17 protein-coding genes are annotated in these 14,385 nt (G+C 62.7%); all 17 read right to left on the bottom strand.

What is annotated here, in order from left to right; translation table 11 throughout:
- On the bottom strand, window positions 1-192 hold a 192-nt coding region (locus ADT71_RS03980), incomplete at its 3' end, for a hypothetical protein (RefSeq protein WP_156336466.1).
- A 192-nt stretch (window positions 193-384) separates the two neighbouring features.
- On the bottom strand, window positions 385-2,943 hold the full coding sequence (locus ADT71_RS03975) for a hypothetical protein (protein WP_054435346.1): 2,559 nt from the start codon (window positions 2,941-2,943) through the stop codon (window positions 385-387).
- On the bottom strand, window positions 2,940-3,329 hold the full coding sequence (locus tag ADT71_RS03970) for a hypothetical protein (RefSeq protein WP_054435344.1): 390 nt from the start codon (window positions 3,327-3,329) through the stop codon (window positions 2,940-2,942). Before ADT71_RS03970 ends, ADT71_RS03975 begins: the two co-directional genes overlap by 4 nt.
- A gap of 33 nt (window positions 3,330-3,362) precedes the next feature.
- Window positions 3,363-5,480 carry a hypothetical protein gene (locus ADT71_RS03965; protein WP_054435342.1) on the bottom strand — a complete coding sequence of 706 codons (2,118 nt, stop codon included), beginning with the start codon at window positions 5,478-5,480 and terminating at the stop codon, window positions 3,363-3,365.
- Complete coding sequence (locus ADT71_RS03960; protein ID WP_054435340.1) at window positions 5,480-5,887, bottom strand: hypothetical protein; 408 nt, start codon at window positions 5,885-5,887, stop codon at window positions 5,480-5,482. The genes ADT71_RS03965 and ADT71_RS03960 overlap by 1 nt, the downstream gene beginning before the upstream one ends.
- On the bottom strand, window positions 5,884-6,513 hold the full coding sequence (locus tag ADT71_RS03955) for a hypothetical protein (protein ID WP_054435339.1): 630 nt from the start codon (window positions 6,511-6,513) through the stop codon (window positions 5,884-5,886). Before ADT71_RS03955 ends, ADT71_RS03960 begins: the two co-directional genes overlap by 4 nt.
- Window positions 6,510-7,100, bottom strand: coding sequence for a hypothetical protein (locus ADT71_RS03950; protein ID WP_054435337.1), 591 nt, complete (start codon window positions 7,098-7,100; stop codon window positions 6,510-6,512). Before ADT71_RS03950 ends, ADT71_RS03955 begins: the two co-directional genes overlap by 4 nt.
- Window positions 7,097-9,850, bottom strand: coding sequence for a phage tail tape measure C-terminal domain-containing protein (locus ADT71_RS03945; protein ID WP_054435335.1), 2,754 nt, complete (start codon window positions 9,848-9,850; stop codon window positions 7,097-7,099). Before ADT71_RS03945 ends, ADT71_RS03950 begins: the two co-directional genes overlap by 4 nt.
- Window positions 9,837-10,079, bottom strand: a complete 243-nt coding sequence (locus tag ADT71_RS03940; RefSeq protein WP_054435333.1) for a hypothetical protein — start codon at window positions 10,077-10,079, stop codon at window positions 9,837-9,839. Before ADT71_RS03940 ends, ADT71_RS03945 begins: the two co-directional genes overlap by 14 nt.
- The gene (locus ADT71_RS03935; protein WP_054435332.1) at window positions 10,076-10,483 is read right to left on the bottom strand and encodes a hypothetical protein; all 408 of its coding nucleotides are present in this window, start codon (window positions 10,481-10,483) and stop codon (window positions 10,076-10,078) included. The genes ADT71_RS03940 and ADT71_RS03935 overlap by 4 nt, the downstream gene beginning before the upstream one ends.
- On the bottom strand, window positions 10,483-10,938 hold the full coding sequence (locus ADT71_RS03930) for a phage tail tube protein (RefSeq protein WP_054435329.1): 456 nt from the start codon (window positions 10,936-10,938) through the stop codon (window positions 10,483-10,485). The genes ADT71_RS03935 and ADT71_RS03930 overlap by 1 nt, the downstream gene beginning before the upstream one ends.
- Window positions 10,939-10,955: 17 nt before the next feature.
- Complete coding sequence (locus tag ADT71_RS03925) at window positions 10,956-11,342, bottom strand: DUF3168 domain-containing protein (protein WP_054435327.1); 387 nt, start codon at window positions 11,340-11,342, stop codon at window positions 10,956-10,958.
- A gap of 2 nt (window positions 11,343-11,344) precedes the next feature.
- Complete coding sequence (locus ADT71_RS03920) at window positions 11,345-11,803, bottom strand: HK97-gp10 family putative phage morphogenesis protein (RefSeq protein ID WP_054435325.1); 459 nt, start codon at window positions 11,801-11,803, stop codon at window positions 11,345-11,347.
- Complete coding sequence (locus ADT71_RS03915) at window positions 11,800-12,129, bottom strand: head-tail adaptor protein (protein WP_054435323.1); 330 nt, start codon at window positions 12,127-12,129, stop codon at window positions 11,800-11,802. The genes ADT71_RS03920 and ADT71_RS03915 overlap by 4 nt, the downstream gene beginning before the upstream one ends.
- Window positions 12,129-12,701 carry a head-tail connector protein gene (locus ADT71_RS03910; protein ID WP_082370139.1) on the bottom strand — a complete coding sequence of 191 codons (573 nt, stop codon included), beginning with the start codon at window positions 12,699-12,701 and terminating at the stop codon, window positions 12,129-12,131. Before ADT71_RS03910 ends, ADT71_RS03915 begins: the two co-directional genes overlap by 1 nt.
- Before the next feature lie 2 nt (window positions 12,702-12,703).
- Window positions 12,704-13,084, bottom strand: coding sequence for a hypothetical protein (locus ADT71_RS03905; RefSeq protein WP_054435319.1), 381 nt, complete (start codon window positions 13,082-13,084; stop codon window positions 12,704-12,706).
- Between the two features lie 15 nt (window positions 13,085-13,099).
- Entirely contained in the window at window positions 13,100-14,350 is a 1,251-nt protein-coding gene (locus ADT71_RS03900) for a phage major capsid protein (protein ID WP_231635556.1), read from the bottom strand.
- Window positions 14,351-14,385: the final 35 nt, after the last annotated feature.

Raw genomic sequence — 14,385 nt, 5'->3', positions numbered from 1 at the left:
CTTCTCGACGTCAGTCTTGATGTCCTGGATCGGTTGAACCGCCTCGCTGATCTTGGCGATCGCGGCGGCCAACGCCTCTACCTTCGCGTCGGTCGCATGGTTGAACTCGGCCATTTCGTCGAACTTGCGGTCCCCCCGTTCGAGCCTGTCGATAACGGCCTTCATCGAGGCCGGATCAGGTGTATCGTGCATGACGAGCCTTGGCCCCCGTTTCAAAGTCAGATATCACCCTGAAATGCCTCTGCTTATGCTCATCCGACAATTCCTCGGCCTTATCCCAAAGCCCGCGCATATTTGCTCTCACGGCATCGCACGCTGCACAGAAACGCAGCCGTGCGAAGATTGCTACAAGGACGAGGCTTGGTGAGGGCGCAGTAGGCCGCATCAAGCCTGCGCCTGAAGGGCAATAATCTTCATATCAAACTGCGGTGCCAAATGGGGTTCCGAATAGGTGACCCCGCTGATGGTTGTAGTGTTTCGAGTGCTATCAGTGATAGGTCCCCCAGCGGAAGTGCCAAACGTGGAAATGCTGGACTTGTAGTCACAGCCATACCGAACGACAGGATTGGTCGTCACGGTGCGATCGAGGGTGATTACGACTTCATCACCGCTGGTACTGATTGCAAAGCTCGTCAGTGCAAGCGTACCGGTGTCATCGGTGACCTTGAATCCCATGTCCGTGAATGTCCCGAGCAGTGCGGTATTCAGAATAAGTGGGAACTTGGGAGCCCGGAACTTCACGCGCAGCGTTGCACCGCGAGCGAAAGCAGAGATCGGCCAGATGCAGTCCGGCTTGTTGCCATCGACAAGCAGTTGCTTGCCTGCCCGGCCATAGCGCCGGCCCATCCGAAGCTGCGACACGTTCGTTTCATGCAGCGTGTCGGCCGTGGTCTGGAGATGGTGAGTCGGCCCGACGAAATGAATTCGGGCGGGGTTGGTGTTGCATGCGTCGTACTGCGCCAAGACGATCTCGCCATATGCGGCAATGGTGGCGCCGCTGCCTGACTGGTTGAACAGCATGTGTACCGGCGCGGTCTGTGCGGCAAAGCCTCCCGCGGTAAGGATCGGGTTAATTCCGGCGAGAATGTCTGCGGAGATATCTGCCTGCAACTGAACCATGGCTGCCGCGTAGGCAGCCCGCGTCGTTCCAGCACCAGCGTCGTTCACGCCAAGGCGAAGTGGGACGGCGAGGCAGCGATAGTTTTTGCCGGCCGCAACTGCCCGCGCAGCCGCTTCCTTCGCGTGGTCAATCAGATTGTTATACCACGACGCGCCCTTCTGGAGCTGGGACATGCGATAGCCGCCATGACCCGTAACAGACCCGAAAACGATTAGTTGAGAGGGCAAAATATCGTTCTCGATGGCAGCGCGCTCAACCATCGTCGACGCCATGCCGGTCATAATCGTTTCGCCATCGGTCGTATGGCCATCGGAGGCCGGAGCGCCAGTTGATGCGTCCTCTTCGATCAACGGTTTCGTGGTCGATGTTCCCGGAGTGGTGTTCACCGCGCCATAGGAGTTGCCCGGCTTCCCAGACCTCACGCCGCTGCCAAAGGTTAGGTTGTAATACGGCTGCGTGTTCGAGAGCGCTGGTTTCGCGTAGTCCGCCATAGCCAAGCTTTCGCCGTAGGGGTGGATGCCAATCCACCCGGCCGAGCCGAGCAACGCATGCTTGTCGCCGGCAGCGAGCGGGATTGGCGCGCTGCCACCATAGTTTCCCTCTGCCACCTGCGCTTGCAGGGCACCGATCTGGGCCTGGGCTACGGCGAGCTTCGCATTCACATCGGCAAACGATGCATCCACAATAGCCGCAGTGACCGACTGGCCCGGCACTCGGTAATTATAACGGATTTGGAAAAGGAAATTATTACGCGCCGTCCCACCCGTCACCGGGCCGGTCAACGTATCTGTTCCACCGAGGAACCGATAGGAACTGTCCATCGATCCCGTCACGTAAGCGACAATTGCGGTAGCACTGTAGAAGCAAAGATACTCGCCAGCCGCAACGGAAAGGTTGATCGGGATATTGACTTGTCCGAACGCCGCGACCGGTGCCGAAACGATCCCAGTTCGAGTGAAGTTTCCGCCGGACAGGGACCACGTTGAAAAGTAAAGCGTCCCCGTGCCTACCGCGAAAATATCAACGCTCGTAATAGTCGTTGCGACCGGTAATGGGCTGTATGCAAGATAATTGTTCGATGCCGCCCCAGTCCCGGTAACAAGCGCGGCGCCGATCGGTCGGCCTAGGGCCGCCGCGTTAGTACCTTGCAAGAGAGAGACGCCAGCAGCCGCGGTCTTTGCATTAGCCGTGGTTGTCGTGAATTCGGGAAGGGTGACGGACATCGCGCAGATGAATTGAACCTCGAGTCGAATGTTCGAGCTGCTAACGGCGGTAGCGGTGCCGCTCACTGGAAGGTCTGCCGTGAACTGGTAAAGCGGTGCCTCGGTCGGGTTGGACGTGAAGCCAAGAACACCATTGGCGTAGATGGCCAGAAATTCGCCGGGATTGACCGGAAAATAGCCGAAATCAGCAGATGTCAGGGTTTTCAACCCCGCTGATGCAATTACGATCGAGCTGGAAATGCCGAGCCGCGTCCCGCCTGTTGCTGCCGTGTACCGCGCGATCTGTACAGTTCCAGCACCCCTGGCATACAGTTTGATCTGCCGCAGATTATTCGCCTGCCCGACTGCAGTCCCGATGACATAGGCGAAGTTGCCCGCTGTCGAACCATTTATGGGATCATTGGCACGGCCAATCGATGGAGCGTCCGCGTTCAAAGATGATGCGGCTGAAGTAGCAAGAGCGGCCGCGCCTTCAGCGCGGCCAGCCTGGCTGACCGCCTCATCTTTGGCAGCCTCAATTGTTTCAAGTTCATCTTCAGAAAGTCCCGGCCCGCGAAGTCCGGCGACGGTGACGGTCAGCTGCTTGGTCAGGTAGCTCATGTGTAGTCGACTCCGGCCGCGAGGACGAATTCGCCGGTGAGCAGGCTGTCCTGCATGCCATCGGCGTAGGTGATCTTGATTTCGTAAGCGAAGGTTTGGGAATCGCCCGGATCGGGCTGGTTGAGGCCCGGCATGGCGGCCAGCACGTCCTTCGCGATGACGGGATTGATGACCAGGCGCCGCCACCCGTCTTCGGAAGGATGGACACCGTCCGCGAATGTCATCGCGGCATCGGCGGCGACCGGATCGCCTGCCGCACCGGGATAGAGCCGCACCTGCATGGAGATGACGGCGCCGGCCAGCGGCAAATCCGCGCCGGGATAGTCCACGTTGATAGTCGGCGCGAACTCGATGTTCCGCGCCGCATTGAGCTGCTGAATGGGCATTTGCCTACCTCGTGAGGGAAAGGGGCGGCCGGATCAGGCCACGGTCCCGGTCGCTGGAGCCGAGATTGAAAGCTGATTGCCATCGCCGTCGAAGATGCGAACCCACCACCAGTAGGTTCCGGGCGTAAGCGCTGCGTCTTCGAAGGTCTTCGCCTCGAACAGGCCGCCGGTCTGCGGGGGCGACACGGCCGCGCTGGCCGCTTCGTCATCGCTGGTGCCGCGATAGACAACAGCCGTGGCCCACCCCGTGATTTCCGGCATCTGCCACGAAACGACCGGCGGGTTGATTGCGGTGCTGGCTGTCACGCCCGTGGCCGTGGGGACGGCCGGGGTGTAATCGAAGCCGATGCCGGTGAAGACGAGGCGATGCTCCGAATAGTAGCTGACAGCCACGTCATAGGTACGGGAAACGGAAAGCCCCATCAGCTCGAAGCTGGTTGCCGAAACCGGAAGCTGCGCGGCCTGCATCCACGTGGTCGTTCCGCTCTCCCGATATTCGATCAGGACCGAGGATGCGCCGGCATCGTCAACGGCGCCGGAAAGCTCGATCGTCCCGGTAGGCACGCCGCCCAGGTATTCGACATGGGTGGAATAGGTCCACTCGGTCGCATCCGGTGCGGCGGCCTCGGGAACCGGGTTCTTGTCCGTCGTGGGAGCGGCCACGCCCGTTAGGCCCAGCGCCCAGACGTGCTTGCCCGGCGTCTCTTGCCGCAAGGTAAGCACCACGCTGGCGGTGTCCGGATCAAGCTGCCGCCGCAGCACGATCACGTCCTTGCCGGCCATATAGCCGAACTCGGGCGTGTTCTCGATCGAGAGGCAGTCCCCCGCCTTGTAGCCGAGCCAGCGCAGCTTCAGGGGGAACACGATGGGTCCCGCCTCGCGCGCGTTGGCAATGTCATACCCGGCGATCTGCGCAGCCTGGTCGGGCCGCTGCCCGGCATAGCACTGCACCATAGGGTACGTGATTTCCTTCGTCCGCTCGATCCCGCCATCCTGCGCCAGGTAGCTGGAATTGCGCACGACGCCGGCGGGGACCTGCGCGAACTGATGATCCTCGCTGCGATAGGTCGGGATGATGCCGTTGATCCGGTCGCGCCGGGTCTGCGTCGTCGTGACGGAGGCATTGCCGATCAGGTCGTTGCGCGTGATGGTGCCGATGGGCACGCGCGGCGTGTTGATCATGGCGGACAAGGTCGCGCCGTGCCGCACCGGTTCCCCGCCGCCGGCCTGGCACAGGGATTTCAGGACGTCCCACTTGGTGTCGGTTGACTGGGTGCGCCCACCGGAAAGCCAGCCATTGGCGTCGGCGATGTTCGCCGCCTCCACGAATGAAGCGATGTCGATCGAGGTGATCGGCATGCCCACTCCGCCCACGCGGATCTCGTTCACGCCCTGGAACCAGCCCAGCGCGAATGTCAGCGCCTGAATCCATCCGTTGCGGCTGAAGGCCCATGTCGAAGCGTCGTTGGCGCGCTGCGTGCCCGAGCCGCCGGGATATGTGCTGTCCTGGCGAGGGTCGTAGCATTTCACGCCGCGCACCCGCCACTGGATCGTCGGCACCTGCGTGAACGTATGGCTGCCTTTGCCGTCGAAGACGAAGACATTCATGGCTGCCGCATAGCCGGACATCTTGCTGGCGGCGTTCCAACCGGGAAGCGAGGTCCACGGCCCGGTCGGGATCAGCGCCGCGGCTTCCGGGCAAGCACCCAGCTGCGTGCGCTGGTAAACCCAGTCGTTCAGATCGCCCACGGCGTTGTAGCCGAGGAAGGTGGTGGCGGTGTCATCGACAAGCGTCTGGTCGATCGCGGTGATCGGGCCGCACCCTGAAATGACCGAGCACAGGAACTGGTACTTGTTCTTCTTGCCCCCGGTCTTGCGGTACACCACCGACCCGCCGACCAGCGTATCCCCGAACACGATGGGTATCGGCCCGTTGGGATCGCTCTGCCATTCGGTCTGCCCGCCCTGAATGGCCGGCGGCTTTGCCATCAGGGCAGAAGCGAGGCTGGAAGCAACGCTCACGGCCGTCGCGATCATGGCGGCGGTGCTGGCGCTGACGGCCAGACCGGCGCCCAACAGCGAAGTGCCCCCGGTTGGAATCGCTGCGGCAATGGCCACCACCATCGCGGCAATGCGCAGAGCCTTTGCCATCAGGTCCGCCAGGCCGCGATCGGCGGCGTTGTGGGCTGGATCACGGCGGCGCTGTCCACATCTTCATGAAAGGCAAGGATGCGTCCGTTGCCAAGGCAGATGCCGAACGCGCCGAACGGCGGTTCACCATCGATTTCAACAATGTCGCCGATGATCGCGCCCGCCGGCGGGATGCGCGGTACGCCCCAGCTGTCGATGCAGGCCGCGCCGGTGCCGCCGTGCCGGGCAAGGAAGCGCTTCAGCGCCAGCGCCGACTTCCATGTGCCACCGGTGCGGATCTTCCAGCCCATAGCCTTCAGGTGGCTGATCACCAGCAGGCCGCAATCACACGAACCGAAGGCGAACGGCTTGCCCGCGAACCTCTCCAGCGTGGCCGCGGTGATATCCCTGCGCTCTGCAAGGTTCATGAAACGATTGTCCTCCAGGCGCTGACGACGGTGTATCCGACCGAGCGCGTCGGGGCATTCGCGCCCCAGTAGATGGTGTCCCGGATGCCAGTGACGTGGTTGAAGCCGGTTTCCCCGGGCCAGGCCTGCTGGTGGAAGCTCGGCGCGAGGCGCAGGCCCTCGTCGTCGAAGAACAGGCGCTCCATGCCTCCCACGCAGTCAAGGCTTACCTGCAGCATGTTCTTGCCGAACTCGTGCTTGGTCACGTCCACTTCGCCGTCGAACAGCAGGAACGGCTCCCCGATCACCGCGCCGGTCGCATCATTGCGCGCGCCGACGTGGATTTGCACGGACTCGCCCTGCATGTCCGGCCCGGACAACGTCAGGACGGCCGCGTCCGATGCGGGATTGAGGGCGATCGACAGCCCGGGCGCTTCATCGCCGCTGCCATCCTCGAAGCTGTCCATGCCAGCCCACGAACCGTATGTTTCGTCCTCGCCGGAATAGAGGTTGCCGCCGACGAGCAACTGGGCCGACCCGTCGAGCAGGCGCAGGGTTTTCCCATCTACGGACAGCGTCAAAGCATTGAACACGGTAACGTTGTCGTTCGTCAGTTCCGCATCGAGCGCGGGCGATAAGGCAGTCATGCTCGCTCCGTAATTGTGAATTTGAGACCGACTGTGCGGGCCAGCTCCAGAGTCCAAGAGCGCTCGCTACCATCGAGCCATCCCTCGACGACGGGAGCAGCGAGGTTCACGGCCTCTCCCCCCGCAAGGTGCGTCCGCATGGGCGTGGTGAGCGGGACGGAACCAGTGCCAGCCCCGTCCAGCATCACGTTGTCGGCCGCGAAATAGAGATAGCTTCGGGAGGAGACAGTCAGGTTCAGTGCCTGTCCTGCGCGGATGGCATAACGCGGCGTTGCGCCGGTTACCGCAAGAGTGGTGCCACCGGTATGGATGCCAGCCACAACAGGCGCGCCGGGCGCACCGACAGAAAATTCAACCTGCGGATAGAGAACGCGTCCACCAAGGCGCTGGGCCTGCTGGAGCAAGGCAATCGCTCTCCGCCCCTCTGATTCGACCAGCATCGCCGGCGTGCTGAACTCGATCGAGAAGCGGGAACCAAGACGGCCGACGCGCTGCGTGATGCCGCCAAGCGTTGGCTCGTGCATGGCCCCCCAATCCAGCAGGGTAACCGTAGCGCCACTGCACTCCAGGCTTGAAAGGTCGATCATCGGCCCAGCTTCCTGGTGGTGCGCCGCGCATCTCGCTGACGACCGGCGGTCACGGCGCTATTCGCGTTACTGGTCGAGACATCATTCACGGTCGACCAGAACTCGTCGTTCGTCATGACGCCGCTCATGTGGATGATCGTCTGCGAGGCGGCGCGGCCGCCCATCATCGTCTTGGTATCGGCGTTCTTGTAGACACGCTCGCCGCCGCTGAAATTGACCAGTTCCGGCCCGCGCTCGCCTACCAGGGCGAGCCCGCGGGCTGCATTGCTGGTACCCGTCGCGTAGGCGTTCAGGCTCAGCGGCGCCCCGGCAGCGACCCAGTCGTTCGTTTCCATGGCGAGCCCGCCGAGAAACGACGAACCGCTGACGCCATTGATCGAAGTGCCGCCGCCGAACAGGCTGCCAAGCCCGCCCAGCGCGTTCGACAATGAACCGACGATCGCCTTCTGAAGCTGGATGCGGACAAGATCGGCGATGATCTGCTGGGCGACGTTCTTGAAAACGTCACCCAGCTTTTGCGTGCCTGAGATCGCTTTCGAGATCCCGTCCACAAGGCCGTCCATCGCGTCGACCTGAACGTTTTCCATCGCGTCATTGATGTTGGAGACAGAAGACTGAAGATCGTAGCGATAGCGCTCAACCGGCGACATGTTCTGGACCGACTGACGCTGCCGTTCGGCCGCCTGCTGGGTTGCCAACTGGGCCCGGGCCGTGTCAGCGTCTGCAATACGGCCGTTGGCGATGTCCTGCTCCAGTAAATTACGCTGGATCTTCTGCTGCAATGCCAGAGATTCCGCCTCAAGCCGCGCCCGTTCGCGCGTGTTCGGCTCGATGTCGGCCATGGCATCTAGCGTGCCGGCTTGGCGGGCCAGCATGTCGTTTGCCAACTGCGCCTGTTCGTCGGCGATCTCCTGCTGCAGCTTCTTGTCATAGAGACCGGGACTGACCACGATCTCGCCTTCCGACGAATCCGGTCCATACAGCCGGGCAATGGCATCAAGTCGCGCCTTCTTTTGCGCGTCGGTCAGCGTCTTGTCGGACTTGATCTCCTCGATCCGCTGCGCCTTTTCCATGTCGAGCAGCTGCTGCGAAAGGTCGGCTCGCTCCTCGGCGCTGGTGGCGATCTCCTGCCGCGCGCGAAGCTCTTCCATCGCAAGGCTGTCCAGCTCGCGCTGCTGCTCCTCGGCAGTTGCCATCGTTGGCTTGCTGGCCTTGGCGCCCTTCGACTTGTCCGGTTTGACGGCAGACGTGAAGATCGGAGCTTCCGGCGCGTCGATGGCCTTCTGCACCTTCTCCAGGGATGCCGTGAGGCTGGCCACGGTATCTTGCGCCGCCTTCAGGTTCTCGTTCGCCTTGTTGGCGGTCGCATCGCCTCGCATGCGCATTATGCCGCTAGTCAGCCCCGGGGCAGTGCCGCCAGCGCTCGCTGCGGCAGAAGCTTGGGCGGCCTGGTATGATTGCGCGCGGATCAGTTCGGCCTGCGCAAGCTTTACAGATGCGCGCGCGGATTCGAGCTTCTTCTTGATGTTTTCAGCTTCGGCTTTCGCCAGTTTCAGCGCTTCCTCACGGGCTTTCCCATGCGCTGACGCAAGATCGGTGGCGGCCTTTTCCGCCTTCTTCGAAGCTTCCGTCGCAGCTGCCAGCGCCGCTGAATATGCCTTGTCCGCCTTGGATGCACTGACGACAGCGGCGATGACGACGCCCAGTGCCACACCGATAGCTGCAAGAGCGATGCCCCACGGCCCGATGAAAGTAACCAGCGTAGCTATCGCCGCGCGCAGCGCTGCAAGGCCCACGGTAAGGGCGCCGGAAACGGTCCCCACAGACGCCATGGAGGCACCGATCGACCCCAGCGCCGCAAACAGCGTCGAACCGCTGGAAATGATGGTGCCAAACACCACCAGCAGCGGACCTGCCGCCAGCACAACGGCCCCGATGGCGACACCAATCTGCTGCAATCCCGGCGGAAGCTCGGAAAACCAGTCGACCAGCCCGGCAAAGGCATCCACCATCGCCGTGACCACGTCGACGATGCCGGTGTTCGCGATAGCCACTTTCAGCTTGGTGAAGGCGTTCGCCAGTGCGGTCTGCGCCTCGGTGTACTTCTCCAGGCTCGCCGCATCATCTTCGGAAATCACCGCAGCATTCGCGCCGATTTCCTTCATGGCCTTGCCGTTGTCGCGCAGGATCGGGATCAGCGCGGATCCTTCGTCGGCGATGCTCTCCATATAGAAGACCATCTGCTGCTGCGGCACGCCGGCTTTCACCAGGCTGTCATAGTAGAGCTGCAAGGCCTGCGAACCCGAAAGGTCGCGGAACATGTCGATCGTCACGCCAACCTTGGGCGCAACGTTCTGGAAGAAGTCCGCCAGCTCGCCCCCACCGTTGGCAGCGAAGTCACCCAGCTTTTCTCGCGTATCCTTCAGGATATCGCCGAACTTCTCGTAATCGACGCCGATGGACTTTGCAGATGCCGCGCCGCGCTGGAAAGCTTCGAACGTTTCGCCGGCAACCTGCGCGGCCGCCTTCAGGCCCTTTGCATCATCGGCCAATGCTACCAGTGCAGCGAACGGCGCGGTGAAGCTGAGAGACAGCTTCTCGCCGATTCCCTTCATCTTCTGGCCGAGCTTGTCGATGTTCTTTGCCGACTGCGCCAGGCGCTTCTCAGCAACGTCCGCGCCCTGTTCGAACGCGGCAGTATCCATGGTCAGGTTGACTGCAAGGCGTGCGATCACGTCACCCAGTGCCATCGGCCTGCTTCTCCTGATTGCGTTTCATGTTGCGGAACATCGCCCGGACCTTGCTGGACCCGGCGGCGCGCTTCTGTTCACGGGTGGGCTCGGGCGTCAGCAGCTTGGCGAGCGGTTTCAGCCGCTTGGTGCGGGCAAACGACTCTGCATGCCAACCGATCGAAAGGGCGTGATCGCCTGAACCCTTGAGCCGGGCTCCGACGATCAGCAGGAAGTTGCGGGGCGTCACCCGCCAGAAGCCGTCCGGGTCGAGCTGCGCTTCGCACCATTGGCGCCAGAGGTCCTCCCAGGTCGGGGAGCGACCGCCGCCTTTCCCCCCGCACTCGCCTTCGCAGGCGGGGGCATGGACTGGTCAAGCGCCTTGGTCAGGGCCTCGGTGATGGCGAGGGTGTCGCCTTTCAGCATTTCCGACACATCCTTCAGGCTCACGCCGGGATGATGCGCCTGAAGCGCCCCGAAAAGCATGGCGCGCGTCGCGCCCATGAAGCCGGCACTGGCATCGGCAGCCATCACGTGCATGGGTTTCCGGTAGACGCCCTCCGCCTCGATCAGGGCATCCATATCGAATACGAGGGTGAACTCCCGCTTATCCGACAGGATCAGCGGGACCTCGCCTTTCAGAAGGTTTGCCATCAGGGTGCCGGGGCCTCGTATTCCTCGACATCGGCGACCGTCACGACGCGGAAGGTCGCGGTGGCCTCCGTGACGCCATCGGCGCTCAAGGTGCCCCGGACATAGCCGATGCACTTGGCGGTGCCGGTGATCTGGGCGACAGGAAGGCCATTCTCCGGCAGCACGGCCTTGAACGGGCGAATGTCACCCGTCTTGTTCGCCGAAGCCAGCAGGGTGTCGGTATCCGACAGCGGGCGGCTGTTGAGCGTAACTTCGAAGTCCGAATCCTCATAGAAGGTGCTCAGGTACTCGCGCCGCCAGTTCGGCGACTTGAGGTGCGTCTTTTCCGCCTGTTCCCGCGCGCCTTCGCCAGGAATGTCGAAGCCGGTGACCTGCTCGCATTCCTTCAGGGTCGCGGGGTTGCCAAGGTGGAACTCGCCGCCGTAGCCAACGGCGGCGTCCTGCGTTTCGGCCATTTCGATTTCTCCGGGACCTATACAGAACTATGCCAGACGAGCAGGTCCAAGCTCATCCGGTGAACGAAACCGGCCGCAGTGTCCTCGCCGAGGTCCTGCGGCCCTTCAGCTTTGGTGTGGCCAAACTTGATGCCGTCGACCGTGGCCGGAGCGGCTAGGAGTGGAACGAGAGCGTCCGACATGGCCTTTGCCTCGGCGTAACTCTCGGCCTTGCAATCGGCCTGAACACGGGTTGTCCGCCCGCCGTTGTAGCCCTTGAGATGGCCGGGTCGCGGATCACTGACTGCGAAAAGCTGGAGATATGGCAGCGCCGTGCCCTGCGGAACCTTCCGGCCCCAGATCACGCGCGGAACGATGCCCGCGCCCAGGATACGGGCGCGCAGGGCTTTTTGCATATCCGCCATGATCAGAGCCTATTCCGTGCTGCGCGCTTCGCGATCCGGACTTTCGCCTTGTCTATCTGTGCCGTCAGTTCCTCCCTAACTGCCTCGATCACGCGGGGACCTTCCTCGTCGGCGGTGGGCCGGGCATATGGGTGCGCCGGCATCTTTTCCGTGCCGAATTCCTGCCATGCTGGGTTACCGCCTTCCTGCGATGCGGTGCTTGGGCCGGTATTGACCGAGACGCCCGACGATCGTTCGAAACGGTTGCGAGACTGACGCTTGGCCTTCACGACCTGCGTTTTCATGCCCTTCGCCAGCTCTTCAGTGTTCTTCGGAGCCTTGCGCGCCATGCCCTCGCGGACCGGCTCCATGACCTTCTTCGCGGTGCGCAGCAGAACGGCGCGCGCGGTAGCCTTTGGCAACTCCTCGGCAAGCGCGCGCTCCAGCTCGCGAAAGCCCGTAACCTTGAGCTTGATCGTCATGACGCGGCCGCCGTCACGACGAACTCGAGTTCACCCCGGTTCACCGGTACGCCCGGCGCGGCGATATCGAAGATCATGCCGTTCCACGCGAACCGATCCTGTGCGCGAAGGCTCCGCGTGCTGCTGTTGTCCAGCACCTGGATGGTCGCAGCCTGCTGGGCCTGCATCTGCGCGGCCTCACGGCGCTCGGATCGTCGCCCCCAGATGATGCGCGCCCACTCCCGGCCAAACTCGGGCCAAATCATCGGCTGATCTTCGCCGTAATCGTCCTCGGTTGCAGTGTACCGCTGGAGCGTCACCAGCTTGTCGCGAGGTCCAGCCGTCATCAGGTGAATACCCGATAGAGCGAGAGTAGCCGCGCTGGCGCGGTACTCATGGGTATCGCCGCTGCACTGGCGCCAATGGCCACTGTTTCGCGGTTCGCGTAGAGGTCTCCGACCATCATAAGAATGGCGGCTCGGATCGGTGCGGGCGGCTCTGCGTAGCCAGTTCGATATTGGACTGTCGCGGCCTCGTCGCGGAGTGAGCCACCTTCCCAAAGGGAAGGACGACCCGGCCGGCGCAGTGTGTCTCCTGCCAGTTCGAAATCCGCCAAGTCAGCGTCTTGCTCGGTCTCGTCATAATCGCGATACCGAACGCCGACCAGTTCAACCACTGGACCGAAAGGAAGGCGAATCTCATTCGCGTTGCCTTCGAAGATCAAGCTGAACCTTGCTTCCAGCACTTGCTCGCCGATAGAACGGCCAAGCCAGCCGGCCGGACCATCGATGTGGGCCGTTGCGGCAGTGACGTAGGCTTCGATGAGAGCGTCTTCGTCGTTATGCCGCACGCGCAGGTGTGATTTCGCCTCATCAAGGGTAACCACCGGTGCGGGGGGCGTAACGACGACGACGCGCATGTTCAGGCCTGGTCGCTCTGCTTGTCGGCCGCCTTTGCTACCGATTTGTTCCGCGGCTTCGGCGCGGGCTTGCTGGTAATCGGCTCCGGTTCGTTCTTTCCTTCCGCCACGGCCTCGCTGTCCTTGTCATCGTCGGGATGCGCTTCGTCGCTGACGATCTCGACGAGTCCCGAGGCGAAAAGCGCGGCCGCTCGGGCGCGCGTGACGGTGTGCTTGCTGTCTGCAAAGACGTTCTTGTCTACGTCCGTACCCTCTTCGCCGCAGTAGTCGCGAAGCACCTTGATGACTGCCATTGGGTTCTCCTGTTCGGTACCGAAGGGAGGCTGGCGCAGGCGCAACCTACGCGGCGTCGCACGCGCCAGCCGCCGTTCGGGCGGGATCACTCCCGCCCTCCCGAGTTAAGTGACGTTGCCGAAATCGCCGTACACGAGGGCTTCGGGGCGGTAGACCGCCAGACCGAGGCGCTCTTCCGCGAGGATGGTCACGAGGTTGCGAACGAAGTTGTCGCGGTCATCGGTGCTGAGTGCCACGCTTGCATCCTCACGGTCGAAAACCTGCGCGGCGAGCTTGAACGCCCCGGTCAGGAACTTGTCGACCGTCATCGCCGGCGTTTCCACGACCGGCAGCCGCCAGAGGCGAGGCGCAGCGCCATCGGCCGGGTCACCGATGATGTAGCCTCCGATGGTATCCTTCATGGTCTCGATGCGGGCCCAATCGATGGGATTGAGCACATGGCCAGTGGCCGGATACTCGGCGAGTACCGCCTGCAGCATGGCGTAGCGAAGCATGTCGATCATGGTCGCGTCAGCGGGGACCGTGAGCGGCGGGCTATAGGCAACTGCCTGGGGGATCATCCCGAGCAGATTGCTGCCGGTACCGTCGCCCTTGAGCAGCTGAAGCTCTTCGGCATAGGCAAGGCCATACCGCAGGCGGCCATCCACATAGCTTTCGAGCATGGGAGCATCGGCCAGGATCTGCTTGGATGCCTGGACCCAATGCGCGATCGTCGCCACCGGCTTGGTGAGCAGGTCGAACTTGATATCCGACTGCGGCTTGAGGATGCCTTCGGCGACGGTCGCGGCGGCGTTTACGAAGCCCGTCTCCTGGACGAACTGAATCGAGTTCGACGAAGTGCGGCCGGGCGTAAGCAGATCCCGTACGGTCATGCGACGCTCGGGCGGAGCCACGATGCCGTCCTGTCGGTCCGGAATGATGAGGTCGCCGGCGGACCCGTTGGCGTCGGTGGTGAGGCTGGTAATCAGCGCCTTGGTGCCGAACTGGACAGACCCCTTGGAGGGCGCTCGTTCCATGAACGACTTCACGTCTTCGGCCTCGGTGAACAAGCGGCCAACCGACTTGCGCTCGCTTTCGCCCTCACCGCCACCGCGGCGAGCCAGCTTCTGCTCGATTTCGGTCATCGTCGCAGAGAGTTCGTTGAACTTAACGAGAGCCTCGTCGGCGCTCTGCTTTGCGGCGGTCGAGAGCTGTTCTCCCTTTTCGAAGCGGCCCTTGGCGTCTTCGGCGAACTCTTTGACCTTGTCGGTTGCGGCCTTCAGCTCACGCGAGAGCTGCTTGACGTCGATGTCGTCGCCTTCGCCCTTGCGGCCGAACTCCGGCGGACGATACTCGGGCGAGACGATGCCGCCCATGGCAAGTGCGCCGCACTCGAGGCGGCCAGGATGGC

The sequence above is a fragment of the Novosphingobium sp. ST904 genome (assembly GCF_001298105.1).
Classification (GTDB): Bacteria; Pseudomonadota; Alphaproteobacteria; order Sphingomonadales; family Sphingomonadaceae; genus Novosphingobium.
This window is presented reverse-complemented; position numbering and strand designations above follow the sequence as displayed.

Coding starts and splice junctions, on each gene's coding strand:
- ADT71_RS03975 (WP_054435346.1), bottom strand. CDS start 2,943: ATGAGCTACCTGACCAAGCAGCTGACCGTCACCGTCGCCGGACTTCGC.
- ADT71_RS03970 (WP_054435344.1), bottom strand. CDS start 3,329: ATGCCCATTCAGCAGCTCAATGCGGCGCGGAACATCGAGTTCGCGCCG.
- ADT71_RS03965 (WP_054435342.1), bottom strand. CDS start 5,480: ATGGCAAAGGCTCTGCGCATTGCCGCGATGGTGGTGGCCATTGCCGCA.
- ADT71_RS03960 (WP_054435340.1), bottom strand. CDS start 5,887: ATGAACCTTGCAGAGCGCAGGGATATCACCGCGGCCACGCTGGAGAGG.
- ADT71_RS03955 (WP_054435339.1), bottom strand. CDS start 6,513: ATGACTGCCTTATCGCCCGCGCTCGATGCGGAACTGACGAACGACAAC.
- ADT71_RS03950 (WP_054435337.1), bottom strand. CDS start 7,100: ATGATCGACCTTTCAAGCCTGGAGTGCAGTGGCGCTACGGTTACCCTG.
- ADT71_RS03945 (WP_054435335.1), bottom strand. CDS start 9,850: ATGGCACTGGGTGACGTGATCGCACGCCTTGCAGTCAACCTGACCATG.
- ADT71_RS03935 (WP_054435332.1), bottom strand. CDS start 10,483: ATGGCAAACCTTCTGAAAGGCGAGGTCCCGCTGATCCTGTCGGATAAG.
- ADT71_RS03930 (WP_054435329.1), bottom strand. CDS start 10,938: ATGGCCGAAACGCAGGACGCCGCCGTTGGCTACGGCGGCGAGTTCCAC.
- ADT71_RS03925 (WP_054435327.1), bottom strand. CDS start 11,342: ATGGCGGATATGCAAAAAGCCCTGCGCGCCCGTATCCTGGGCGCGGGC.
- ADT71_RS03920 (WP_054435325.1), bottom strand. CDS start 11,803: ATGACGATCAAGCTCAAGGTTACGGGCTTTCGCGAGCTGGAGCGCGCG.
- ADT71_RS03915 (WP_054435323.1), bottom strand. CDS start 12,129: ATGACGGCTGGACCTCGCGACAAGCTGGTGACGCTCCAGCGGTACACT.
- ADT71_RS03910 (WP_082370139.1), bottom strand. CDS start 12,701: ATGCGCGTCGTCGTCGTTACGCCCCCCGCACCGGTGGTTACCCTTGAT.
- ADT71_RS03900 (WP_231635556.1), bottom strand. CDS start 14,350: ATGGGCGGCATCGTCTCGCCCGAGTATCGTCCGCCGGAGTTCGGCCGC.